This is a genomic window from Bradyrhizobium sp. LTSP849 (genome assembly GCF_000938255.1).
Taxonomy (GTDB): Bacteria; Pseudomonadota; Alphaproteobacteria; order Rhizobiales; family Xanthobacteraceae; genus Bradyrhizobium.
The window spans coordinates 113,412-137,167 of the sequence record NZ_JYMR01000011.1 but is presented as its reverse complement, the minus strand read 5'-3'; the positions used below and the strand labels follow the sequence as shown (position 1 = coordinate 137,167).

Sequence of the window (23,756 nt, the reverse complement as noted above, 5' to 3'; positions counted from 1 at the left end):
CATCTCGAGAGGATAAAAGCTTGGCTATTCGACTTCGGATCGGCACACGCAAGAGCGCGATGGCGCTGGCACAGACGGAAGAGATCGCGCGCCGCCTGACCGCCGCCGTGCCCGAGATCGAGGTCGAGATCGTCAAGTTCGACACGTCAGGCGATCTCGACCAGACCAGCAAGCTCCTGCCGCATGGCGGCAAGGGCGGTGCCTTCGTGGCGCAGATCCGCGCCGCCGTGCTGTCCGGCGAGTTGCAGGCGGCGATGCATTCGCTGAAGGACATGCCCGGCAACGAGGACACGCCGGGCCTCGTCATTGGTGCCACACTGTCGCGCGATCCCGCGAGCGATGCACTGGTGCTGCGCGACGGCGTCACGCTGGAGGCGCTGCGGCAGTCGCGCGGCAAGGGTTTTAAAGTTGGCACCAACGCCGTGCGCCGCGCCGCCTATGTGCGGCGGTTGTTTCCGGAGATCGAGGTTATTCACTTTCGCGGCGCCGCCGATACGCGCGTGCGAAAGCTCGACAATGGCGAGAAGCAGCGCCTGCCGGAGGGCGGCGCTGTCGGGCCTGCGGATGCGCTGATCATGGCGCGCTCGGGTCTCGACCGCGTTGGTCTTGCGAACCGCATCGCCTACGAATTCTCCGCGGCGGAGATGCTGCCCGCGGCCGGGCAGGGCATCGTCGCAGTGGAATGCGCCGCGCAGGACTGGCAGACCCGGCAGATCCTCGCGTCGATCGATGATCCCACGGCGCATGCCTGTGCCGATGCCGAGCGCGAGGTGCTGTGGGTGCTCAACGGCCACTGCAACTCGCCGATCGCGGGCCTTTCGACCATCACTGGGGATCAGATGTCGCTCACCGCATCCGTGCTCGACCTCTCCGGCAACACCATCATCGAGGTTTCACACGCCGGCCCTGCGAACCGCCCGCGCGAACTCGGCCGTGCGGTGGGACTCGATCTGCTGACGAAGGGCGCCGCCGAGATCATCGAGCGCAGCCGGCCGCGCTAAGTCAGCAGCACGGCGGGCATCGGTGCGATGATGGCATCATGCGCCTGTTTTGCCCGACGGGTCAAACCTCGTTGCTGCGTGACTTGAAGCCATGCCAGACGAAATCCTTCAATGATTTCTACTGTGCATGGGGTTGTTTTCGCGTTTTTATTTCGCGCCCCTAGGCGAGACAAATCATCTCCGCACGCGCTTCAGCATCTGCTCGACATGGGCGATCGGCGTCTCCGGCTGGATGCCGTGACCGAGATTGAAGATGAAGCGCCCTTGCGCAAAGTTCGTCAGCACATTGTCGACCGCACGGTCGAGTGCTGCGCCACCGGTGATCAGCACGAGCGGATCGAGATTGCCCTGCACGGCGACGCGTGACTGCACGCGCTCGCGGATGAAGGCGGGCTCGGCGGTCCAGTCGATGCTGACGGCGTTGACGCCAGTGCCCTCGACATAGCCCGGCAGCTGCGCGCCGGCGCCGCGCGGGAAGCCAATGATCTTCGCGTCCGGCACCTTGGCGCGCACGCCTTCGACGATGCGGCGCGTCGGCTCGACCGACCAGCGCGCGAATTCGGCCGGCGGCAACACGCCGGCCCAGGTGTCGAAGATCTGCAAGACGTCGGCGCCGGCGGCAAGCTGCATGAGCAGATAATTGATCGAGCTCTCGACCAGCACGTCGATGATCTTTGTAAACGCGTCCGGATGCCGATAGGCCATCATCCGCGCCGGCCCCTGGTCCGGCGTGCCCTGGCCCGCGACCATGTAGGTCGCGACCGTCCACGGCGCGCCGCAGAAGCCGATCAGCGCAATCTTTGGATCGAGCGCGCCGCGCACGATGCGCAACGCCTCGAACACCGGCGCGAGCTTGCCGAAATCGGCGTAGGGGGCGAGCGTCGCGACCTTGCCGGGATCATCGAGCGGCTCGAGCCGAGGGCCCTCGCCGACCTCGAAGCGCACGGAGCGGCCGAGCGCATAGGGGATCACGAGAATGTCCGAGAAGATGATCGCGGCATCGAAGCCGAACCTGCGGATCGGTTGCAGCGTCACTTCGGCGGCAAGCTCCGGATTGAAGCAGAGATCGAGGAAGCCGCCGGCCTTGGCCCGCACCTCGCGATATTCCGGCAGATAGCGGCCGGCCTGCCGCATCATCCACACCGGCGGGATTGCCTGCCGTTGGCCGGAGAGCACTTCGATGAAGGGTTTGGTCGCAGACTGGGGCACGAACTGTCCTGATGTAGATTGAGGTTCCTGATACACTGCCGCAAGCCCGAGCGGAACAGGGGAACCAGCGCAAATGCGAAGCGTTGATCAGCTCACGGAGGAGGAATCCATGGCTGAGACATTCAATCCCGCGCCGCACGACAAGCACGCCGACGATCTGGGCAAGGCGCTCGCCGCCGACCGCCATGCCAAGCTCGACGCCGGGCTGGAGGACAGTTTCCCCGCGTCCGATCCCGTCAGTGCTGCCCAGCCGACGCCCTCGAAGGCCGACGCGGAGGCGGACAGCCCGTCGCTATGGGACAAGGTTAAGGCGATCTTCAGCTAAGGCGCGCTCGCTCGCCGGTTTCCGATAGGATCGATAACGCATTGTTAGCGATCTGCGGACGCTTGCGTCCGTAGGAGTACGGGAAAACCCGGATATGCTTCCGAATGTCAGCAAGCGTTTCAGGGTTCAATAACAGAAGCGGCAGAAGTTCCGACGATCGGAGATTTCTGCCGCATGAACGTCGCCTCACAGAGAGCCGGATGGAGCCGACTGCCGCTGCGTGCGGCGGCGTTTGTCGTGCTCACCTGCGTGGCGATTCTCAGCGTCAGTGGCTGGCGTGAATGGGCGGCACGCGACGCGGTGCTGAAAGGCGCCGAGACGGAGATGGCGAACGTCGCCCGCTCGCTGACGCAGCATGCCGAGGACAGTCTCGATCTGCTGGATTCCGGTGTTGTCGGCGTCGTCAGCCGGCTGGAGATGGACGGCGCCGATCCCGCCACGATTGCGAAGCTGCGCAACCTTCTGGAGGCGCGCAAGAAGGCGATGGATCGCGTCCATAGCCTCGCCATCATCGACGACCAGGGCAACTGGCTGACTTCGCCCGGCACGATCGCCTCGACGCTCAGCGACGACGCGTTCTTCCGTCACCACCAGCTCTCGCCCAAGCGCGAGGCCTATATCGGCCATCCCGTGAAGAGCCTGCTGGACGGCGAATGGGTCGTCACCCTGTCGCGCCGCTTCAACAAGCCGGACGGCAGCTTTGGCGGCGTGGTGCTCGCGGCCATCAGCTCCAGATATCTGTCGCATTTCTACGAGCAGTTCGAGATCGGCCGCAACAGCTCCGTGACGCTGATGTACGCCGACGGCATGATCATCGCGCGCAACCCGAACAACGAGAAGTTCGTCGGCCGCAATGTCGGCGACACCCCGCTGTTCCGTGATGCCAGCCTGCAACGGCCGAATGGCGCCTATCATTTCAAGTCGCCGCTGGACGGCGCCGAGCGCGTCAGCTTCTTCAAGCGCTCTGGCCGTTATCCGCTCGTCCTGCTCGCCACCGTCGACAGGGAGGAGCTGCTCGCGCCGTGGCGTGCCGCTGCGATCTCCCGCATGCTCTACGTGCTCGCGCTGGTGATGCTGATCGCGGTGATCGGCGCGGTGCTGGTGCGGCAGTTGCAGCGTGGCCAGAGCATGGCCGCCGCTCTGGTCGAGAAGGAGGCGCATTTCCGCCTGCTCGCGGAAGGCTCCAGCGATATGGTCACCCGCATCGGGATCGACGAGCGCCTGCGTTACGTCTCGCCGTCGTCGAACCGCGTCATCGGCTGGCGCGCCAATCAGCTGATCGGCACGCTTGCGCTCGCGGGCATCCACCCGGACGATCTGCCGCAGGTCCAGGCCATCATCGACGCCATGAAGCGCGGCGAGAAGGACGAAGCGCGCGTCACCTACCGCAATGTGCACCGGCAGAAATCCGAGGTCTGGCTGGAATCGACCATGCGGGTGACGCGCAAAGACAACGGCCATGTCGACGGCGTGGTCGCGATTTCGCGCGATATCACCGAGCAGAAGCAGCTGGAGAGCAGGCTCGAGACGCTCGCGATCGAGGACAGCCTCACCGGGCTTGCCAACCGGCGCCGCTTCGACGAGCGGCTGAACGAGGAATGGGCGCGCGCCTATCGCGACCGCTCCAGCCTTGGCCTCTTGATGATCGACGTCGACCACTTCAAGTCCTACAACGACGAATACGGCCATCCCGCGGGCGACGCCTGCTTGCGCGTGGTTGCGAGGATCATCGCCGCAGAGATGCAGCGGGTCGGCGATCTCGCCGCCCGCTATGGCGGCGAGGAATTCGCCATGCTGCTGCCGAACACCGATGCCGCCGGTTGCGCTAGGATCGGCGAGCGGATCCGCAGCGCCGTTCACGATGCCGGCCTCGTTCATGCCTCCAATCCGACAGCGGGATGCGTGACTGTCTCGGTCGGCGGCGCGGCCTGCCGGCCGTCGTTCGAGCGCACGGCGGGGGCGGGATCGCTGGTGGAGGCGGCCGACCGCGCGCTCTACGCTGCCAAGGATGCCGGCCGCGACCGCCTGATGATGTCGGGCGAGGTCATGAACCTGCTGGCCAGAGCGTCTGGTCAGTAGTCGCGCTTAATAATGCGGCGGACGCTCGTTGGCAGGCCCCGGCGCGTTCGCCTCGGCCTCCTGCAACCGTTCGCCGAGCTGCGCGAGCTGCCGCGTCAGCGCGTCGATCTGCTTCCATTGCGCGGTGATGGTCTTGTTCAGGGTCTCGATGGTGTCGTCCTGATAGGCCAGGCGCGTCTCCAGCGCGTCGATGCGTTCGCTCAGCGCGTTGATCTCATTCGTCACGGCCGTGTCCCTTGTCCCGTTCTTGCAAACCATGGCCGAGAGCGACGCGCTCGTCGAACACAAAACATTCGCCGCGCCAGCGGCTCTGCGCCTCCGGTACTTCTTCCAGATATCGGAGGATGCCGCCCTTGAGGTGATAGACCTCGGCAAAGCCGCGCGCGAGCAGATGCGCGCTCGCCTTCTCGCAGCGGATCCCACCGGTGCAGAACATCGCGATCTTGCGGTGTTTCGTCGGATCGAGCTGTTGTGCTGCAAAGTCCTTGAATTGGCCAAAGCTCTTGATCTCAGGGTCGACCGCGCCCTCGAACGTGCCCATGGCGACCTCGAAGGCGTTGCGGGTGTCGAGCACCAGCGTGTCGGGCGCCGAGATCAGCGCGTTCCACTCGGCGGCCTCAATGTAAGTACCGACCTGTCGGGTCGGATCGGCGGCCGCATCGCCAAGCGTGACGATCTCCTTCTTCAGCCGCACCTTGAGTCGGCCGAACGGCATCGCCTCGGAGGTCGAGAGCTTCAATTCGAGATTGTTAAGCCTGCCGCTAAACAGGTCGCCGTGCGCGAGTTCATGGGCGAATGCGTCGATCGCGTCGGGCGCGCCCGCGATCGTGCCGTTGATGCCCTCATTCGCCAGCAGCACGCTGCCCTTCAGCGAAAGGCCGGCACAGAACGCGCGCAGCGGCTCGCGCAGCTCGCGGTAATCGGGCAGGGCGGCGAATTGGTAGAAGGCGCAGACCTTGGTGATCATGAGGCCCGTTTAGCAGGCGGCCGCCGCCCAGAAAACCCGCGTGGCGGGGTCTATACGCCCAGCGGATGGCAGCCATTTCCCTGGTATGCCAGCATTGCCCGGGCGGCCCGGAATGTGCCATGAAGGCTCGGTTTTTCCGAGATGGCGCGGCGCGCGCCAACGGCCCCAAGAGAGCAAGAATTCGATGAGAAACTTCCACTTTCCCGGCAGGTCCACGGTCCACGCCACCAACGCGATGGTCGCGACCTCGCATCCGCAGGCATCCCTCGCCGCGATCGAGGTGCTGCGCGAGGGCGGCACGGCGGTGGACGCGGCGGTGGCGGGCTCGGCGGTGCTCGGCGTGATCGAGCCGCAATCGACCGGCATCGGCGGCGACTGTTTTGCGCTGATCCAGCCGCGCGGCGAGGGCAAGATCATCGCCTATAACGGCTCCGGCCGGGCGCCGAAGGCGGCGAACGCGGACTGGTATCTCGAGCGCAAGATGACGTCCGTGCCGCTGACCTCGGCGCACGCGGTTTCGATCCCCGGTGTGATCGACGCCTTTGCGACCGTGCTGCGCGATCATGGCAAGTTCGGCTTCGACCGGCTGCTCCAGCCCGCGATCAAGGCGGCCGAGGAAGGCTATGTCGTCGCGCCCCGCATCGCCTTGGACTGGAAGAACCAGTTCGAGAAGCTGAAGGGTGGCACCAACACCCTGCGGTACCTGCTGCCGGGCGGCAAGCCTCCGGTCGCCGGCGACGTCATCCGCCAGGCCGAGCTCGGCAAGACGCTGCGCGCGATCGCCAAGGACGGCCGCGACGCCTTCTACAAGGGTCCGATCGCGGAAGACATGGTCGAGACCCTGCGCGGAATTGGCGGCCTGCACACACTCGACGATTTCGCCGCGCACACCACCGAGACGACGACGCCGATCGGTACCACGTACAAGGGTTACGACGTCTGGCAGTGCCCGCCGAATGGCCCGGGCGTCACCGCGCTGCTGATGCTCAATATCCTGTCGCGCTTCGATCTGACGAAGTTCGCGCCGCTCAGCGTCGAACGTTTCCATCTCGAGGCCGAGGCCGCGCGCATCGCCTACATGAATCGCGAGATGCATGTCGCCGACCCCGAGCATATGAAGATCAACGTTACCGAGATGCTCGCGAAGGGCTTTGCCGACGAATACATCAGCAAGATCCGCCTGGACGGCATGCTCGACCTTCCGAACGTCGCGCCGCCGATGAATCCTTCGACCATCTACATCACGGTGGTGGACAAGGACCTCAACGTCTGCTCGTTCATCAATTCGATCGCGCATTCGTTTGGTTCAGCGATCGTCTCCAACAAGACCGGCGTGCTGTTGCAGAACCGCGCCGGCGGCTTCCGCATCCAGCCAGGCCATCCCAACTGCATCGCCGGCGGCAAGCGCCCGCTGCACACGATCATGCCGGGCCTGCTCACCAAGGGCGGCCGTTCGGTCATGCCGTTCGCCGTGATGGGCGGCCAGTATCAGCCGGTCGGCCAGACCCATGTGGTCACCAATATCCTCGACTATGGCTGCGACGTGCAGGAGGCGATCGATATGCCGCGCGGCCTGCACTACGAGGGCCAGTATCAGCTCGAGGACAGCGTTCCGGCCGATATCGTCGAGGGTCTCAAGAAGCTTGGCCACAAGACCACCAGCGTGGTCGGCCCGCTCGGCGGCGCCCAGGCGATCTGGATCGACTGGGACAAGGGCACGCTCACCGGCGGTTCCGATCCGCGCAAGGACGGCTGCGCGCTCGGTTATTGATCGAGGGCTGGGGCTGGAAACCATACGTTCGTTGCGCTAGACACCTCCCGCCTCAAACGGAAGGTGTCTAATGCAGCGTTTCCAACGCGCGCTTCTCGCTATCACGTCGGCACTCGCGATCACAATGATCGGCGGCGTATCCGATTTCGTTTCCACCACGGCCTCTGCCCAGACCGCAGGAAAGACCATGACCACAGCTTCAGGCTTGCAAGTAATCGACAGCGTCGCCGGCACCGGTGCCTCGCCAAAGGCGGGCCAGATCTGCGTGATGCACTACACCGGCTGGCTCTATGAGAACGGCCAGAAGGGCAAGAAATTCGACTCGTCGGTCGACCGCAACGAGCCGTTCGAGTTTCCGATCGGCAAGGGCCGCGTCATTGCCGGTTGGGACGAGGGCGTCGCCTCGATGAAGGTCGGCGGCAAGCGCACGCTGATCATCCCGCCGCAGCTCGGCTACGGCGCGCGCGGCGCCGGCGGCGTGATCCCGCCGAATGCGACGCTGATGTTCGACGTCGAATTGCTCGCGGTGAAATAAACGCACAAACAAAAAGACCGGCCTCGCGGCTGGTCTTTTCGCTTTCAGTCTTGCGCGCGTTACTCAGCCGCGCGACGTGCCGCCGCAGCGGCGCGATCGATCGCGTCCTTCGCGGCGTCCTTGGCGTCGCCCATGGCCTTTTGGCCCTTGCCCTTCACTTCCTGGATCGCGCCTTCGCCCTTCAGACGATCGGAACCGGTGGCTTCGCCGATACCCTGCTTGGCCTTGCCGATCGCCTCGTTGGCGTTACCTTTGATCTTGTCGCTGGTGCTACCCATGAAACTCTCCTTCCGGTTTGCTCGCGAGAACAACGCCCGATGGCTATGAGAGTTCCTATTTTGGTATGGCTTGATGGGCCGGCTTTGGTTAGCTTGCCGCGCACGGAACCAACAGAAAGCAAGTCCCATGACCGGCCATGACCACACGCATTCGCACCATGACCATGATCATGACGATCGCTGGAAACATGACGGCGTGCGCGTCATTCCCGGCAACCAGCTCGACACGAACGTGCCGTCGACGGCGGGCATGGACCGCGCGGCCGCGATCAATTTCGCGCGCGTCGGCGCGCAGAAATTGTGGGCGGGCACGGTGAGCATCAAGCCTGATGCCAAGACCGGCGCGCACCACCATGGCCATCTCGAAAGCGTGATCTATGTGGTGAAGGGCAAGGCGCGGATGCGCTGGGGCGAGAGCCTGCAATTCACCGCCGAGGCCGGCCCCGGCGATTTCATTTTCGTCCCGCCTTACGTGCCGCATCAGGAGATCAACGCCAGCCGCGACGAGGTGCTGGAATGCGTGCTGGTCCGCAGCGACGGCGAGGCGGTCGCGATCAATCTCGACATCGAACCGGTCGAGAAGCCGGAGACTGTGCTGTGGATCGATCCGGTGCACCGCGATCCCAACGAGAAGAAGTAGGACCAGCGAGGACCTGCGTGGTTCCCGTGCGGCAGAACCACGCAGGCTCGGTCAAAAAATTCTCGGAAGCCGTGTCGGATGGCCCCCTGTCCATCCGTCCTTGGGCAGAACCCCGCCCAAGGAGCTTTCGATGCCCAGGATGATTTTCCTCAATCTACCGGTGACCGACCTCAAGCGTGCGACCGCGTTTTATGAGGCGATCGGCGCGACCAGGAATCCGCAATTCAGTGACGACACGGCAAGCTGCATGGTCTTTTCCGAGACCATTTACGTGATGCTGACGACCCACGACAAATTCCGTCAGTTCACGCCGAAGCCGATCGCGGATGCAAAGACCTCGAACCAGGCTCTGTTCTGCCTGTCCGCCGATAGCCGCAACGAGGTCGACGATATCGTCGACAGGGCCAAGGCTGCGGGTGGGGCGGCCGATCCCAGCCCGAAGGACGAATACAGCTTCATGTATGGCCGCAGCTTTGAGGATCCGGATGGTCATATGTGGGGTGTGAACTGGCTGGACATGGCCGCGGTCCCCCCGAAGCCCGCTATGGCGAACGCCTGATTGAAACCCGAAGAGGAGCATTCGCAATGTCCAAGCTCGTTCCCTGCATGTGGTTCAACGGCGATGCCGAGGAAGCCGCGAAGTTCTACGTCTCGCTCGTGCCGGACTCCAAGATCACGCACGTCCAGCGCAACGTCTCGGATAACCCGTCCGGCAAGGAGGGCTCCGTGCTCGTTGTCGAGTTCACGGTGGCCGGCCAGCCGCTGGTTGCGCTCAACGGCGGCATGAAGGTGGAATACACCCACGCGCTGTCGCTGATGATCCATTGCGACGATCAGGCCCAGGTCGACAGCGTGTGGCATGCGTTCCTGGAGCATGGCGGCAAGGAACAGCAGTGCGGCTGGATCAGTGACCGTTACGGCGTGTCATGGCAGGTTGTACCGAAGGTGATGTTCGAGTTCCTCTCGAGCCCGGACAAGGCTGCGGCCGCTCGCGCGATGCAGGCCATGATGAAGATGGTGAAGCTGGACGAGGCGCTCTTGCGACGGGCGTTCGAGGGTAAGTCGGCGGCGTGACGTCAACGCAGTCGCCGTAGGGTGGGCAAAGGCGCAGTAGCGCCGTGCCCACCATCCATCCACGATTACGAGAGTTGGTGGGCACGCTTCGCTTTGCCCACCCTACGACCTCCCGCTAATAATTAATCCGCAGCCCCACGCCGCCATGGATGGTGTTGCCGACCGGCTGCGGCCCCAGCGTACCGTTCGCAAAGAGGTCCACGATCCAACCCTTCTGCACGCGGAAGCCGAGGCGGCCGCCATATTCGAACCAGCCCTGGTTGCCCATCGTCGGCACCACCATGCCGTCCCCGGTCACGGTGGCGACGATGCCGCTGTGGCTGGCGAACGACTGCACCCAGCCGCCATTGATGTTGGCCTCGATGTTACTGCCGTAGAGATGGGTCCACTGGCCGCCGATCTTGACCAGGCTGGTGCGGTCGGTGCCGGTGGCAATGGTGGCGTCGAAGGGATTGAAGGCCACCGTATTGTCCGCGTAGCCGGACACGCGCTGCCAGAGTTGCCAGATCTCGATGGAGGCCGCGACCTCGTCGTGCGGTGAAAGCCGGCTCATCCAGCCGGCGCGACCGTAGACCGCGTAGTTCGAGCTGTTCGTCGAACTCGTCACGCTCACCGGGCCGAGGCTGGTGTTGTAGCTGCGGGTGTAGCGCGCCTTCTCCCATGGCGTCAGGATCGTGCCGATGTCGAAGAAGGGGCGAGACGAGCCCCAATCGGTGAAGTCATAGCGCAGCGCGAACGCGCCGATCGGCGCGCTGGTGATGTTGTAGCCGCCCTCGCTGTATTGCGTGTAGGCGATGCCGGCGAGCAGCGACAGATTGTTGGTCAGCTCCTTGCGGCCGTGGATGCCGGCCGAGAACGAGCCGGCCGAGCCGAACGCGCTGATGCAGTCGCTGCAATTGACCTGCTCGTTGACGCCGAGCAGCACCGTGCCGAGCACCCGGTTGGTGATCATCTGGTTGAAGCGCTGGTTGGCGAGGCCGCCGATCGAATTGCCGCTGGAATCGGAGCCGGTCGGCGTTGGGCTTGGCGACGGATATGGGCTCGGCGACGGCGAGGGATATGGGCTCGGCGAAGGGGAGGGCGAGTACGTCGGCGACGGATTGGGGTGCGGCTCGCCGCACTCGGACTCGCAGGTGGTGCTCTGCGCCGCAGCCGGACGGGTGTCGAGCGTAAACAGTGCAAGCGCAGCGGCTGCGCTTAGCGCGCAGGCCAGGACAAGCCGTCTGAAGCCGAGCTTCGCCATCATCAGCGCCCGCACAGCATGCCATCGTCATGGACGGCGGGCGTGATGGTCGGTGAGGCGTCGGCATATTGGTTGACCGAGCACAGCCCGGCACTCGCGGTGCAGTTGGCGGCAAACGTCCAGGGCGGCGTGTTGGTCTTGGTGATGGAGACTTTGCCGCCGGTCGAGGTAATGACCGCGGTGTCGCCGGGCTGGGTGAGCTGCACGCATTGGAAGCTCAACGTGCAGACGCTGGCCGCGCCCTCCTGAAGCACGACGACGGAGCGGCCGCGCTGGGACAGGATGTCGAGCGTGGTGCCGCGCACACCGATGGTCGCGAGTGGCGTTGTGATCTTGTAGGCGGTCTTCTCCGAATGTCCGGTGACGAACCGGAACGCGCCGGTGGTCATGCGGATCGCGACGTCGCGATAGCTATGCTCGTCGTTGAAGACGGTACGGTCGAGCTTCAGCGTTGCGCTCGGGCCGAGCGACAGATTGGTGCTGTCGGCCATGACGAAGCGCGCCGCACTGGCGGCGCCGGTCTGCACAGTCTCGTCGCGCAGCATGCTGTCGCCGACACTGATCGGCGTCGTGGTCGCGGCCACGCGCACCACTTCGTTCTGGACGAGGACGGCTTCGCCGACGCGGGTCTGCGCCTGCGCGCAAGGCGCTGCGCAGAGTGCGGCCGACAGCAGTGTTGGTAAAAGTAGAAAACGTAAATTCATTTCGCAACCGATCGAGGTCCGTGATCGTACCGGATCGCGCACGCTTGTGTTGTGGTAGAATTATCACAAGCGGCGCGGGACGAGCGTTAGCTTAGTGACAGTTGCGGCAGAATGCGTTCAATGCAGACGCTGAGTTATTTTTTTATCCGGGGTGACGCAGATTTGCCACGTAAAATAACCCCACAGAAGCCGCTTGAATTGCCCGCGGTTCCAAAGCTGTCGCGGAGCGCAGTGATCGCTGTCGCGATTTTCCTAGCTGCGCATCTCGCGCTGTTGATCGGGCTGGCGACGCCGGAAAAATTCGTGTTCGACGAGGTGCATTATGTGCCGGCTGCGCGGCAGATGCTTGGCTCTACGATGTCGCAGCCGATGCTCAACCCGATGCATCCGCCGCTCGCGAAGGAGCTGATGGCGGCATCGATTGCGGCGTTCGGCGACAATGCGTTCGGCTGGCGCTATCCGGCGACGCTGTTCGGTGCGCTCGCGATCGTCGCGATCTATCTCTGCGGTCTCGCGCTGTTTGCCGCACAGGGGCCCGCGATCGCGGCCGCGCTGATCGCGGCCTTCAACCAGATGCTCTATGTGCAGGCGCGCATCGCGATGCTCGACATCTTTGCGCTCGGCTTCGGCCTGCTCGCGATTGCCACCTTCATGCACGGTTTTCGAAGAGAGCGTCCGCATGCGTTGTTCGCGCTTGCAGGTGCGTTGTTCGGCCTCGCCGCGGCCTGCAAGTGGAGCGGGCTGTTTCCACTCGGTGTCTGCATCGTCATCGTTGCAATGGTCCGTCTGATGCAGAGCTGGCACACGCTGTTTGCCGATGCGAAGGCAAGCGACTGGTACCGGCCTGATCTTTGGCCCGACTTCAGGGTGCACCATGTCGCGCTCTGCTTCGCGCTGCTGCCGGCGCTGACGTATCTTGCGCCTTTCGTTCCGCTCGACGGGTTATCGCTGTCGGATCTGGTTGAGGCGCAGCGCCGGATCTTTGCCGACAACACCACGACTGCGATCGCTGGCCACACCTATATGAGCTCGTGGCCGTCCTGGCCGTTGCTCGCGCGCCCGGTGTGGTTCCTGTTTGACAAGACCGCGGAAGACAATGTTTCGGCGGTCGTCTTCCTCGGCAATCCGCTGGTGCTGTGGCCGGCGCTGCTCGCGCTCGTATTTGTGCTGCGCGATTTTATCGTCGCGCGTCGCTGGGATGCGTTCCTGATCGCGGCGTTCTATTTCGGCCCCTGGCTCGCCTGGGCGCTGCTGCCGCGCACGCTCGGCTTCATCTATTATTATCTGCCGGCCGCGACCGCGGCATCGCTCGCGCTGGTCTATGTGTTGCGCAGGGATGGCCTGCCGCGCTGGCTGCTGTGGGCCTATGTCGGCGTCGCGGCAGTCGGCTTTGCCGTCATGCTGCCGATCTCGGCCGCGTTCGTCGGGACCTCGATGCAGACCTTCAACCGGCTGATGCTGTTTCAGAGCTGGATCTGACAATCAAAAACCGCCTGCCACTCTTGCGGCAGGCGGTTTGTCGATTGCTGCAACTACTTCTCAGATCACTTCGACGCGGTCTTGGTGTCCATGTTCACGACCTGGACGCGGCGGTTGACCGGGTCGGCGCCGTTGGCGGTGTCCTTCAGCTTGGTCTTGCCATAGCCGACGGTGACGAGGTCGGTGCCGTTGAGGCCGTAATTCTGCACCAAATACTTCTTGATGGTGTCGGCGCGCCGTTCGGAGAGCCCCTGATTGTACTCTTCGGTGCCGACCGCATCGGTGTGGCCGGCGACCACGAAGGTCGAGCCCTTCAGCGTCGGATCGGACAACGCCTTGCCGAGCGCCTGCACCGACGGCACCGAGGTCTTGGCGATGTCGGCCGAGTTGTAGTCGAACTGGATTTCCAGATCGATGTTCGGCTTGGTCGCGGCGAGCTCGGCGATCTGCTCACGCTCGCCCGTCGAGAGCGAACGGGTCTGCCGGTTGCGCACGGTGCTCAGGAAGCTCGATTCCTTGGCCTGCACCGTCGGATCGGTCTGCGGACCGACCGAGAGGCCGCGGGTCACCGGCTTCGGCTTCAGCGCATCCAGGATCTGGCTGGAAGAGACGTTATTGTCGCCGGCGAAAGCCAGGCCCGCCGTCATCGACAGCGCGGCCGTGAGCGCAATCGCCTTAAGTCCAAAAAACTTATTGAAATGGGTCATTGTCGTATCCTCGCTGTGACGCCTGATGGCGATTTGATGCTGCGAGCATAGGCTAGGTTCAAAAGCTCAGATGTGATGCTCGTCACGTTGGAAATTGTGCGTTTCCGGGCCCATCCTAGCGCATTTTCGCGGTGTTTCGGGCGGCGCTTCGCATCCAAGGGAAGAGATCGCGCACAAGCGAACAGCAGTCGTCGCGCCCTGTTCGGCGTGGTTCGAGCTGCATCGACCCTTGCGTGATCTAGATCACATTCAGGCTCCGTGGAAGAGATCACAGTCAGGCCGTCGGTGGTTCTGGATCTGGGGAGAAAGACCATGCGTTTCCTGATCGCGGCAATGTCCCTCGCAGCCTTCATCTTCACTAGCAACGCGGCGCTCGCAGACAAGCGCGTCGCCTTCGTGGTCGGCAATTCAGCCTACAAGAACGTTCCGCAGCTTCCGAACCCGGCGATCGACGCCAGGTCGATGGCGCGGGTGCTGCGCAATGTTGGCTTCGAAGTGGTCGAGGGCTCAAACCTCACCCGCGACGCCATGACGACGAAGCTGCTCGAATTCGGCAAGAAGAGCGAAGGCGCCGACGTGGCGCTGTTCTTCTATGCCGGTCATGGCATCGCGGTGAACGGCACCAACTATCTGCTGCCGATCGATGCCGACCTCAAATCCGAGATGGACGTCAAGCTAGGTGCTGCGATCAACGTCGATCTGACGCTGGAGCAGACCATGGCCGACGCCAAGGTGAAGCTGGTGTTCCTCGATGCCTGCCGCGACAATCCCTTCGCCGCAAAGATCCGCTCCGCCAAGGCGACGCGTTCCGTCAGCGTCGACAGCGGCCTTGCCGAGATGAAGTCCGGCGAAGGCACGCTGATCGCTTTCGCGACTGGTCCCGGCCAGACCGCGCTCGATGGCGAAGCCGGCACCAACAGCCCCTTCACCCGCGCGCTGATTGCCAACATCGCTTCCCCCGGCGTTGAGATCCAGCAGGCGATGACCAAGGTCCGCGCTCAAGTCAACGACGAGACCAACAAGGCGCAGCTGCCCTGGGGCCACACCAATCTGACCGGCACGGTCTATCTCAATCCGACCGCGACGCCGGCTGCTACCGCCGACGCCGCTCCGGCGTCGGTCGCCCAGGCCGGCGAGGTCGAGCTCGAGTTCTGGCGCTCGATCAAGGACACCAACAAGGTCGAGGAGCTCAATGCCTACCTCACCAACTATCCGAACGGCACCTTCAAGTCGCTGGCACTCGCCCGCATCGCCGCGATCCAGGATGGCCCTTCGACCACGACGCGCAACCTGACCGGCGGCGTTGATCCCTCGACCTTCACGGAAACAGCCGACCAGATCTCCGAAGACCAGCTTGGGCTGGACAAGAACCTGCGCCGCGACGTGCAGCGCCGCCTCACCGGTCTGGGCTTCGACATCAAGACCACCGGCAAGTTCGACGACGAGACCCGTTCCGTGATCAAGCGCTGGCAGGCTGCGCGCGGCTATCCCACCACCGGCTATCTCAATAAGCTCCAGCACAAGGCGATGCAGTCCGAAATCGTCTCCACCCGACTCGCCTCGTCCGACGATTCCGATGACGAGCCCGCGCATCGCCGCTACTCCGGCGGTGGCAGCCGTCGCGCTCATGGTGGTGGCGGTGGCGGCGCGGGCGGCGCCGGCGCTCTCTTCGGTCACGTGCTCGGTGGGCTTTTCCACCGCTGATTTGACGAGCCACGCTGCGCGAAGCGGCCCAAGACCGGGCCGCTTTTGCGTTGGAAACCGATGTACATTGATCGTCGCAAAGCGGTCGTCGCATGGCCTGCCTGCGAACAAGAAATCGGCCAGATGCGCGCCTAGCAAAAATCCGTCATCCGACACCGCAGACGAGGGGAGCCGAGTTCCATCCACCGAGGCCAAGTGACTATCAGTTTTATCGCAATGGCCCGCCGGATCGGACCGTGTTCCTGAGCTCCATGCCCATCTATATTGGCGCGGCGATGATTGCGGTGGCGATCCTGCTCTCGACGCTGATCACGGGGTTGACCTCCCGCTATGTCGGCCTCGATGGTCCGACCGACGAGAACATGTGGCTGGTCGACCGCCTCACCGGCAGCGTCTATCGCTGCCAGTCCGAGGGGCGCGGCAAGGCCTCCTGCGAGCCGGACATCGCGACCGGCAGCCTCAGTAACCGGTCCAAAGCGCCGAAGGACGGCCGCTGAGGCGTCTCGCTTCGCATCGCAGCAAGAAAATTTTCTTCTCCGCGAAACATTGTCGGCAGAGAATACGTAATTGCGAAGGCCGGCATGACGCCGGTTTCGTTTTACGGAGGAGACTTTTCGATGAAGACCTTGCTCACCGCCGCAGCCTTTGTCGCGTTCGCTTTTTCTGTTTCACCCGCATCCGCCGCCATGATGGCGTGCACCAGCGATAATCTGATGAAATCGACGGCCACGATGACCGGCCCTGCCGACACGGCCGGCAAGACGGCCGCGAACAAGGAAATGGCCATGGCCAACGCCGACATGAGCATGGGCAAGATGAAGAGCGGCTGCATGCACTACATGAAGGCGCAGAAGGCCATGATGATGAAATAGGCCTCGGCCGTATCATCCGGCCGCGCTGTCAGCAGATGGCAGCGCGGCTTTTTCTTTGGCGCGTGTCTCCACCCCGTTCTTTTTCTTGGCGCGAATCCCGCTACATTGCTCCTCGCAATGTCCCGCGCGCCAAAACCCCTTCCACTCTCGACCACACAGGCCCGGCAGGTCTGGCTGCGTGCCCAGCGCCTGGACACGCGCGCGCCGTTCGGCGAGGGCGCGGCAGCCGTGGCGGAGGCGATCGCCCATCTCGGCTATGTGCAGATCGACACCATCAACGTGATCGAGCGCTGCCATCATCACATCCTGTTCAGCCGCATCCCGTCCTATCGCCGTACCGACCTGCGTCAGGCCCAGAGCGTCGACAGGAGCGTGTTCGAATACTGGACCCATGCACTGTCCTACGTGCCGTCGAGCGACTTTCGCTTCTTCCTGCCAGCGATGCGCGAGCACCGCCGCGAGGGACACAGATGGTATGCGTCGGTAAAGCCGGCCGACACGCGCAAGGTGATGCGGCTGCTTCGCGCCGGTCCGCTGACGATCCGCGACATCGAGGACGACGTGCTCACCGAGAAGGAGCATCTCTGGCAGAGCCGAAAACCCTCGAAGCGCGCGTTGCAGCTCGCCTTCTATACCGGTGTCGCGACCGTCAGCGAACGCCAGGGCATGCTCAAGACCTATGAGCTGATGACGCGGCATTTCGGCTGGGAACAGTTACCGAAGCCGGCATCAGTGAAGGAGATCACGGCCTATCTGCTCGACCGCGCGCTGCGCTCACAGGGCATCGTCAGCCTGGATTCGATCTGCCATCTCGATGCGCCAAGCAAGAAGGCGGTCGCAGCCCTGATCGCCTCGCGCGTTCGCCGCGGCGAACTCGTCCCGGTCGCCCTCGACGGTGCCGGCAAGCAGGAGCATTGGGCGCAGCCGGCCGCGCTGTTGCCGGGCGAAGTCTCGCCGGATCTCGTCCATATCCTCTCGCCGTTCGACCCTCTGATCATCCAGCGCAAGCGCACCAATCTCATCTTCGGCTACAACCATCTGTTCGAGGCTTACGTGCCGAAGGCCAAGCGCAAGCTCGGCTATTTCGCGCTCCCCGTGCTGGTCGGCGACGAGATCGTCGCCGCGCTCGATCTCAAGACCGACCGGCAGGCCAAGAAGCTCTTGATGCAGAAATGGACCTGGCTCGGCACCGGCAAGAAGACGGCGGGTCGCAAGGAGCTCAAGCAGAAGATCGAGGACGAGCTCGATCGCTTCGAGCGGTTTCAATTGGCGGAATGAGCGAGACCGTAGGGTGGGTTAGTAGCCGAAGGCGTAACCCACCATTGTCCGTCTCCGCGGGGGGCGAAAGAGATGGGTTACGCTTCGCTAACCCACCCTACGCATCTCGACGAGCCGGTCGATCCACACGCCGAATAAAATCCCGATCGCGTAGGCGACCAAATTCCACAGCGAAAAAATTCGCCCCAACAGCAGCGCGCCTGCGGTGGTCAGCCGGAACGCATCGAGCCAGGGTGCATGCACCAGTCGAGAGAATTCGACCACGACCGCGATCACCATCGCGATGATCGCGATCTGCGTCCGCGTCAGCCGCGGCAGCAAAACCCCGACCAGCAGGAACACCATGGTCGCCCACAACAGCGAGCCGCCATACTTCACGACGAACGCAGGCAGCCCGAGGGGAAAACCGTACCAGCGCAGGGACAGTCCGCAGGCGATCACGACCAGCGCCAGGGCGGCGCGGATCAGCGATCTCTGTCGCGGCGCAATGGGTTTGACCGGTTGCGTCCCGTGCATTGCTTGCTCCATTGACTCTTCGCCCGCGATGCTGAAAACCGCATTTTAGCCCATAAAAGCAACAACCCCGGGGGGAAGCCATGAGCCAGACCACGACCTATGCCGGTTCTGCCGGCGCAGCCAAGAGTGAAATCGAGACCTCGACCATCCGTGCCATCTCCTGGCGCCTGATTCCGTTCCTGGTGCTGGCTTACTTCTTCTCCTATCTCGACCGCGTCAATCTCGGCTTCGCTGCGCTGACCATGAATGCCGAGCTGAAGTTCACGCCGCTGATCTTCTCCTGGGGCGCCGGCATCTTCTTCATCGGCTATTTCATCTTCGAGGTGCCGAGCAACCTCGCGCTGGAAAAGTTCGGCGCGAGCCGCTGGATCGCCCGCATCATGGTGACCTGGGGCATCATCTCGGCGTTGATGGCGCTGACGAGCGGCGTCACCAGCTTCTACGTGCTGCGCTTCCTGCTCGGCGTCGCCGAGGCCGGCTTCTTCCCGGGCATCATCCTCTATCTCACCTATTGGTACCCGGCCGAATATCGCGGCCGATTCCTCGCCGCCTTCGCCATCGCGGTCCCGGTCTCGACCGTGATCGGCGCGCCGATCTCGGGCCTGTTGCTCGGGCTCGACGGCGCGATGGGGCTGAAGGGCTGGCAATGGCTGTTCATCATCGAGGGCATCCCCTCGGTGCTGCTCGGCATCGTCACCTGGTTCTACCTGACCGACAGGCCGGAGAAGGCGGACTGGTTGTCGGCCGAGCAGAAGGTCTGGCTCAAGGCCAAACTCGATTCCGAGATTGCCGCCAAGCAGGCGGTGAAGCATTTGTCGCTCGGCGAGGCGCTGTCCTCACCCAAGGTGATCATGCTGAGCCTGGTCTATTTCGGCTTCGTCGGCGCGCTCTATGGCATGCAGTTCTGGCTGCCGCAGATCGTCAAGGCGTTCGGTCTCACCAACGCCCAGACCGGCTTCGTCACCGCGATCCCGTATCTGTTCGGCACCATCGCCATGATCCTGTGGGCGCGGCATTCGGATGCGACGCGCGAGCGCGTGATGCATGTCGGCGCGCCGCTGCTGCTCACGGCCATTGCGCTTGCCGCCTCCAGCTACCTCTCCGATCCCACCATGACGATGGTGGTGCTGACGGTCGCCGCGATCGGCGTGTTCTGCTGCTTCGGCGTGTTCTGGACCTTGCCGACCGCCTGGCTCTCGGGCACGGCTGCGGCCGGCGCTATCGCCCTGATCAACTCGGTCGGCAACCTCGCCGGTTTCGGCGGGCCGTATCTGATCGGCTGGGTCAAGGAAGCGACGGGACAGACCTCGACCGGCCTCTTGGTGCTCGCGGTGCTGCCTCTGCTCGCCGGCATCCTCGTCTTCATCGGCGGCCACGAGAGCAAGCACGAGTTCGCCGAACAGGGGCGGTGAGGGGCAACCAACCTCACAATTTGCGAGCTAGCGAACAGGAGGCTGGTCAATGGGCCTTTCGAACATCCCGGACCTGGACGATCCCGACCAGGTGCCGCGCCCCGTCGTCGGACTGACGATCGAGCTTGCATCGATCCGTGAAACCGAGCCTCACTGCCACCGAAAGGCGCAGTTGCTCTATGTGGTCAGCGGCGTCATCACTGTCGAAGCCGCCGGTGGCATCTGGACCGTGCCACCCCATTGCGCCATCTGGATTCCGAGCGGCGTCGCCCACGTGGCCCGCTCGGCCGGTCCGATTTCTGTCGGCAGCCTCTATGTCGATCCCGCGACGGCGAGCTCGCTCCGCGGCGGCTGCGGGATCTTGTTCGTCCAGCCACTGCTTCGCGAGCTGCTGCTGCGGTTCATTGCGGGGCCATCGCTCTATCCGGAAGGTGATACGCGAGAAGCGCGGCTGGTCGCCGTATTGCTGGACGAACTCCAGGCGGCTCCGCTCGAACCCTTGCATTTGCCGATGCCGACGGATCGGCGCCTGCGGCGGCTTGTCGAGACATTGATCGATGATCCATCGCTACGTTTCACGATCGAGGAATGGGGCGCGCGCGTTGGCGCGAGCAACCGCACACTGTCACGGCTGTTTCAACGCGAGACGGGTATGTCGTTCATGCGGTGGCGACAGCAGTTGCACATTGGATTGGCACTCCAGCGTCTAGCCTCTGGAAGCTCCGTTACGAATATCGCGTTCGACCTTGGCTATGAAAGCCCAAGCGCTTTTATCGCCATGTTTAGACGGATGCTTGGGACGACACCGGCTCGGTATTTCACCGAAGCTGCGATGGGCGACCTCGAACGGGAGATTCGGAAGCCGCCCGGCCGTGCCGCCGACGACACTCCGCGTGTCGATATCCGTCCCAACGCGGAGGTCGTCGATTTCGGGGCGGTTGCCCAGCGGCACACCAAGCAGAAATCGTGAAGGCAGGCCCGGCGTCATGCGGCCACACGTTGGAAATCCGCATTTTGGCCGTCTGGAGCTACTTGATGGCCTGATCTGATGCGCGCTCCAGCGGGTGCGTGATCGATAGGATCAGGCCATTGGGAGCGCCTTCACGCGAGAGGCGCTGCACCGCTTTGCAGGAGCCTGCCATGCCGATCGACAGAAGCCAATTTCCGCTGGTTTTTCTCCGCGATACCGACGGTCCCGAAGGGAACGCAGAAGCCGAGCTCGCAGCGCTTCTTGCGGAAGGCGGTACATTCGTTTTGATCGCGCAGCATGACGGCGATGACGATGCGAACGATTCACAGGACGCGAGGAAGTCGCGCGCGTTGTTTCTGAAGCGGAACAAGCAGCGCCTTCGAGAGCTCTGCGCCGCGGCGATCGTGATCGAAGGCCTGGAGGCAACGCCAATGCCGCTCAGATTGGCGGCCCAAGGCTTTGGCAAGGCGTTCGGCGTGCCTTTCCACTTCGTTCGCGATGAGACAGAGGCCACGGCGTTGGGAAAAGACGTGCTGGCAAGGCGAGGCGCCGCGCAATGAAGTTGGCCGGATCGGCGCATTGTCTGGCCCATGCCAGTTACCGATCAGGCAAAGACCTCCGCTAACTCTGGTCAGAGCTGCCGAGCAGGGTCGTCAAAAACGACGTTCGTTCGGGGCCACCGCCACCATTTTGAGGATGATCGACTATGGCCGAAAAGATCTGGTTCGTTACGGGTGCTTCGCGCGGACTGGGGCGCGCCTGGATAGAAGCCGCGCTTGCGCGCGGAGACAAGGTCGCAGCCTGCGTCCGAAACAGGGGAACGCTCGCGGATCTCCTTGAGACCTATGGCTCTGCGCTGTTGCCGATCGAGCTCGACGTGCGCAGCGAGGATGACGCCAGGGAAGCCGTACGCGTTGCGGCGGCGACATTCGGACGCCTCGATGTGGTCGTCAGCAACGCCGGCTATGCCGTGTTCGGGACCATCGAAGAAACCGACCAGGAGAATGCACGCGCGCAGTTCGACACGAACTTCTTCGGCACGCTGTGGGTCGTTCAGGCCGCGCTACCTTTTCTGCGCCAGCAAGGCCGCGGACATATCCTGATCACGTCCAGCATCGCAGGCATCATCACCTTTCCGACCGCGGGCATCTACAATGCCTCCAAATGGGCGGTGGAGGGTCTCGGAGAAACACTTGCCTCGGAGGTCGCAGATTTCGGCATCAAGGTCACGCTGATCGAGCCCGGCGGCTACGACACCGATTGGCGTGGAAGTTCTTCCGTCAGCCTCAAGCCGATGCCGGAATATGGAGAGCTTCGCAATCGGCTCAAGGCCGCGACGGTGTCGCGCAAGCTCGGCAGTCCCGCGGCGACGGCTGAGGCCATTCTGAGCGTCGTCGACGCGCCGTCGCCTCCGCTCCGGCTCTTTCTCGGTGAGGTGCCTCTCGGCGTCGCACGGAAGCAATATGCCGAGCGGCTCGCCACGTGGGAGGCTTGGGCAGACGTCTCGAGGCGAGCACAGGGCTGAGGCGCAAAGTGCGCAGTCTGGGAACGTCGCCCTGGCGAAAGCCAGGGCCCATACCCCGCGGCTTCTCTTGGGGCACGCGGGGAGACGTTCTCTTTTAACAATCGACTTCAGGGGTAATGGGCCCTGGCCTCCGCCAGGGCGACGAGGACAGTTACCACCCTTAACGATCACGCATTCCTGATGACTGACGAATATTGACTTTCATCAGTGATTAGTCGACATTCGTCTCATTGCAGACGCAGGAGTGTCCTCCGATGTTCGTTCGGTCAGTTTTATCGAGCTATTCCAGGCTTTTGGCGGGTGTGTCGCTGGCCCTGATGGCCGCCGCGCTGGCCGGGTGCAATGACACCGTGGCGCAGAAGGCCGAGCCGCCGCGGCCGGTTCTGGTCGCGGCCGCCCATTATGATGCCGAGACCCCCGAGCGCAGCTTCGTCGGCACTGTTCGACCGCGGATCGAGAGCGATCTCGGTTTTCGCGTCGCCGGCAAGGTCGCAAAGCGCCTGGTCGAAGTTGGGCAGACCGTCGAGATCGGCCAGCCGCTCGCCATCCTCGACGAGATCGACCTGAAGCTCCAGGCCGAGCAGGCCGTCGCCGAGCAGACCGCGTCGACAGGCGTGCTGGCCCAGGCCGCCGCCGCTGAGCAGCGCGCCAAGGATCTGAAGGCCAAGGGCTGGACCACCGATGCGGCGATGGATTCGAGCCGCGCCGCTGCCGATGAGGCCCGTGCGCGCCTGAACCGGGCCGAGCGCTCGGTCGAGCTGACGAAGAATTCCCTTTCCTACGCGACGCTCAACGCCGACGCCCGTGGCGTCGTCACCGCAACGCTGATCGAGCCCGGCCAGGTGGTTGCCGCAGGCCAGACCTCGATCCGCGTCGCCCGCTTTGCCGAAAAGGAAGCGGTCGTCGCGATCCCTGAGACGCTGGTCGGACGTGCCAAATCGGGCGCCGCCAGCGTCACTCTTTGGTCGGAGCCGGGCAAGAAATATACGGCGAAGCTGCGCGAGATCGCGCCGACCGCGGATTCCGCTACGCGCACCTATCTCGCAAAATTCTCGCTGCCCGAGGCCGACGACAAGGTTTCGCTCGGCATGACGGCGACGCTGACGTTGTCGGACGCGGCCACCGAGCGCGTCGCGCGGCTGCCGCTGTCGGCGCTGTTCAATGAGGGCGGCAAGCCGTCCTTTTACGTCGTCGACGACAACGGCGCGGTCACGCTGAAGCCGGTCGCTGTGAAGTCCTACGAGAGCAACGACGTCGTCATCACCAGCGGTGTGGACGAGGGCGCCAAGATCGTCGCCCTCGGTGTGCAGAAGCTCGATCCGAGCCAGAAGGTCCGGATCGTGTCGTCACTGTCGTTCTAAGACTTTTTTACGAGTTACGTCGTGTGAGGTGAGTTTCGGCCGTCGCGCAAATGCGAAGGCTGAAGCGGCGAAGCGATCCAGAACCTGCCCAGCCCCCTGGATTGCT

At 63.7% G+C, this 23,756-nt stretch carries 26 protein-coding genes; 18 read left to right on the top strand and 8 right to left on the bottom strand.

What is annotated here, in order from left to right; all coding sequences use genetic code 11:
- The first annotated feature begins 20 nt into the window (after positions 1-20).
- Entirely contained in the window at positions 21-1,001 is a 981-nt protein-coding gene (gene hemC, locus UB31_RS09355; RefSeq protein ID WP_082078455.1) for a hydroxymethylbilane synthase, read from the top strand.
- Between the two features lie 174 nt (positions 1,002-1,175).
- On the opposite strand, the gene hemE is transcribed toward hemC, so the two are convergent.
- Positions 1,176-2,210, bottom strand: a complete 1,035-nt coding sequence (hemE, locus tag UB31_RS09350) for a uroporphyrinogen decarboxylase (protein ID WP_045007882.1) — start codon at positions 2,208-2,210, stop codon at positions 1,176-1,178.
- 109 nt (positions 2,211-2,319) lie between these two features.
- Between hemE and UB31_RS09345 the strand changes: the two genes are divergently transcribed.
- Together UB31_RS09345 and UB31_RS09340 are read left to right on the top strand one after the other, a co-directional pair.
- A complete protein-coding gene (locus tag UB31_RS09345; RefSeq protein WP_045007934.1) occupies positions 2,320-2,535 on the top strand; it encodes a hypothetical protein in 216 nt (71 codons plus the stop codon).
- 174 nt (positions 2,536-2,709) lie between these two features.
- Positions 2,710-4,614, top strand: coding sequence for a sensor domain-containing diguanylate cyclase (locus tag UB31_RS09340; protein ID WP_045010637.1), 1,905 nt, complete (start codon positions 2,710-2,712; stop codon positions 4,612-4,614).
- Between the two features lie 6 nt (positions 4,615-4,620).
- On the opposite strand, the gene UB31_RS09335 is transcribed toward UB31_RS09340, so the two are convergent.
- Complete coding sequence (locus tag UB31_RS09335; RefSeq protein ID WP_197087444.1) at positions 4,621-4,872, bottom strand: SlyX family protein; 252 nt, start codon at positions 4,870-4,872, stop codon at positions 4,621-4,623.
- Positions 4,829-5,581 carry an oxygen-dependent tRNA uridine(34) hydroxylase TrhO gene (gene trhO / locus UB31_RS09330; RefSeq protein WP_045007885.1) on the bottom strand — a complete coding sequence of 251 codons (753 nt, stop codon included), beginning with the start codon at positions 5,579-5,581 and terminating at the stop codon, positions 4,829-4,831. Before trhO ends, UB31_RS09335 begins: the two co-directional genes overlap by 44 nt.
- A gap of 184 nt (positions 5,582-5,765) precedes the next feature.
- Between trhO and ggt the strand changes: the two genes are divergently transcribed.
- Together ggt and UB31_RS09320 are read left to right on the top strand one after the other, a co-directional pair.
- Entirely contained in the window at positions 5,766-7,352 is a 1,587-nt protein-coding gene (gene ggt, locus UB31_RS09325; RefSeq protein ID WP_045010636.1) for a gamma-glutamyltransferase, read from the top strand.
- Between the two features lie 70 nt (positions 7,353-7,422).
- Positions 7,423-7,887, top strand: a complete 465-nt coding sequence (locus UB31_RS09320) for an FKBP-type peptidyl-prolyl cis-trans isomerase (RefSeq protein ID WP_045010635.1) — start codon at positions 7,423-7,425, stop codon at positions 7,885-7,887.
- Positions 7,888-7,946: 59 nt separating this feature from the next.
- On the opposite strand, the gene UB31_RS09315 is transcribed toward UB31_RS09320, so the two are convergent.
- Complete coding sequence (locus tag UB31_RS09315; protein ID WP_045010634.1) at positions 7,947-8,165, bottom strand: CsbD family protein; 219 nt, start codon at positions 8,163-8,165, stop codon at positions 7,947-7,949.
- Positions 8,166-8,292: 127 nt separating this feature from the next.
- Between UB31_RS09315 and UB31_RS09310 the strand changes: the two genes are divergently transcribed.
- The 3 genes from UB31_RS09310 (at position 8,293) to UB31_RS09300 (ending at position 9,879) form a co-directional block, all read left to right on the top strand.
- A complete protein-coding gene (locus tag UB31_RS09310) occupies positions 8,293-8,805 on the top strand; it encodes a cupin domain-containing protein (RefSeq protein WP_028148584.1) in 513 nt (170 codons plus the stop codon).
- Between the two features lie 130 nt (positions 8,806-8,935).
- Entirely contained in the window at positions 8,936-9,364 is a 429-nt protein-coding gene (locus tag UB31_RS09305; protein WP_045007888.1) for a VOC family protein, read from the top strand.
- Between the two features lie 26 nt (positions 9,365-9,390).
- Positions 9,391-9,879, top strand: a complete 489-nt coding sequence (locus tag UB31_RS09300; RefSeq protein ID WP_045010633.1) for a VOC family protein — start codon at positions 9,391-9,393, stop codon at positions 9,877-9,879.
- A gap of 115 nt (positions 9,880-9,994) precedes the next feature.
- Here UB31_RS09300 and UB31_RS09295 read toward each other — a convergent pair whose 3' ends face one another.
- Together UB31_RS09295 and UB31_RS09290 are read right to left on the bottom strand one after the other, a co-directional pair.
- Entirely contained in the window at positions 9,995-11,122 is a 1,128-nt protein-coding gene (locus tag UB31_RS09295) for a hypothetical protein (RefSeq protein WP_045010652.1), read from the bottom strand.
- A 2-nt stretch (positions 11,123-11,124) separates the two neighbouring features.
- Complete coding sequence (locus UB31_RS09290) at positions 11,125-11,826, bottom strand: FecR family protein (protein WP_045010632.1); 702 nt, start codon at positions 11,824-11,826, stop codon at positions 11,125-11,127.
- A 198-nt stretch (positions 11,827-12,024) separates the two neighbouring features.
- Here UB31_RS09290 and UB31_RS09285 point away from each other — a divergent pair, with 198 nt between their 5' ends.
- Positions 12,025-13,305 carry a phospholipid carrier-dependent glycosyltransferase gene (locus UB31_RS09285; protein WP_045010631.1) on the top strand — a complete coding sequence of 427 codons (1,281 nt, stop codon included), beginning with the start codon at positions 12,025-12,027 and terminating at the stop codon, positions 13,303-13,305.
- 65 nt (positions 13,306-13,370) lie between these two features.
- Here UB31_RS09285 and UB31_RS09280 read toward each other — a convergent pair whose 3' ends face one another.
- Positions 13,371-14,012 (bottom strand): OmpA family protein, encoded by a 642-nt coding sequence (locus UB31_RS09280; RefSeq protein ID WP_045007892.1) that lies wholly within the window; start codon positions 14,010-14,012, stop codon positions 13,371-13,373.
- A gap of 312 nt (positions 14,013-14,324) precedes the next feature.
- On the opposite strand from UB31_RS09280, the gene UB31_RS09275 reads away from it, so the two are divergent.
- From UB31_RS09275 to UB31_RS09260, 4 genes are all read left to right on the top strand, one after another.
- Positions 14,325-15,716 (top strand): caspase family protein, encoded by a 1,392-nt coding sequence (locus UB31_RS09275; protein ID WP_045010630.1) that lies wholly within the window; start codon positions 14,325-14,327, stop codon positions 15,714-15,716.
- Positions 15,717-15,967: 251 nt separating this feature from the next.
- Positions 15,968-16,213, top strand: coding sequence for a hypothetical protein (locus tag UB31_RS09270; RefSeq protein ID WP_045007937.1), 246 nt, complete (start codon positions 15,968-15,970; stop codon positions 16,211-16,213).
- 120 nt (positions 16,214-16,333) lie between these two features.
- Positions 16,334-16,588 (top strand): hypothetical protein, encoded by a 255-nt coding sequence (locus UB31_RS09265; protein WP_045007938.1) that lies wholly within the window; start codon positions 16,334-16,336, stop codon positions 16,586-16,588.
- A 117-nt stretch (positions 16,589-16,705) separates the two neighbouring features.
- Positions 16,706-17,866 (top strand): winged helix-turn-helix domain-containing protein, encoded by a 1,161-nt coding sequence (locus tag UB31_RS09260; RefSeq protein WP_045010629.1) that lies wholly within the window; start codon positions 16,706-16,708, stop codon positions 17,864-17,866.
- Positions 17,867-17,953: 87 nt separating this feature from the next.
- Here UB31_RS09260 and UB31_RS09255 read toward each other — a convergent pair whose 3' ends face one another.
- Positions 17,954-18,382: a ribosomal maturation YjgA family protein gene (locus UB31_RS09255; RefSeq protein WP_045010628.1), complete on the bottom strand. Its 429-nt coding sequence runs from the start codon at positions 18,380-18,382 to the stop codon at positions 17,954-17,956.
- An 80-nt stretch (positions 18,383-18,462) separates the two neighbouring features.
- Between UB31_RS09255 and UB31_RS09250 the strand changes: the two genes are divergently transcribed.
- From UB31_RS09250 to UB31_RS09230, 5 genes are all read left to right on the top strand, one after another.
- A complete protein-coding gene (locus UB31_RS09250) occupies positions 18,463-19,794 on the top strand; it encodes an MFS transporter (protein WP_045010627.1) in 1,332 nt (443 codons plus the stop codon).
- Between the two features lie 49 nt (positions 19,795-19,843).
- Entirely contained in the window at positions 19,844-20,764 is a 921-nt protein-coding gene (locus UB31_RS09245; protein ID WP_082078454.1) for an AraC family transcriptional regulator, read from the top strand.
- Between the two features lie 170 nt (positions 20,765-20,934).
- Entirely contained in the window at positions 20,935-21,324 is a 390-nt protein-coding gene (locus tag UB31_RS09240; RefSeq protein WP_045007898.1) for a hypothetical protein, read from the top strand.
- A 146-nt stretch (positions 21,325-21,470) separates the two neighbouring features.
- Positions 21,471-22,289, top strand: a complete 819-nt coding sequence (locus tag UB31_RS09235; RefSeq protein ID WP_045010626.1) for an SDR family NAD(P)-dependent oxidoreductase — start codon at positions 21,471-21,473, stop codon at positions 22,287-22,289.
- Between the two features lie 254 nt (positions 22,290-22,543).
- A complete protein-coding gene (locus UB31_RS09230) occupies positions 22,544-23,650 on the top strand; it encodes an efflux RND transporter periplasmic adaptor subunit (RefSeq protein WP_045010625.1) in 1,107 nt (368 codons plus the stop codon).
- Positions 23,651-23,756: the final 106 nt, after the last annotated feature.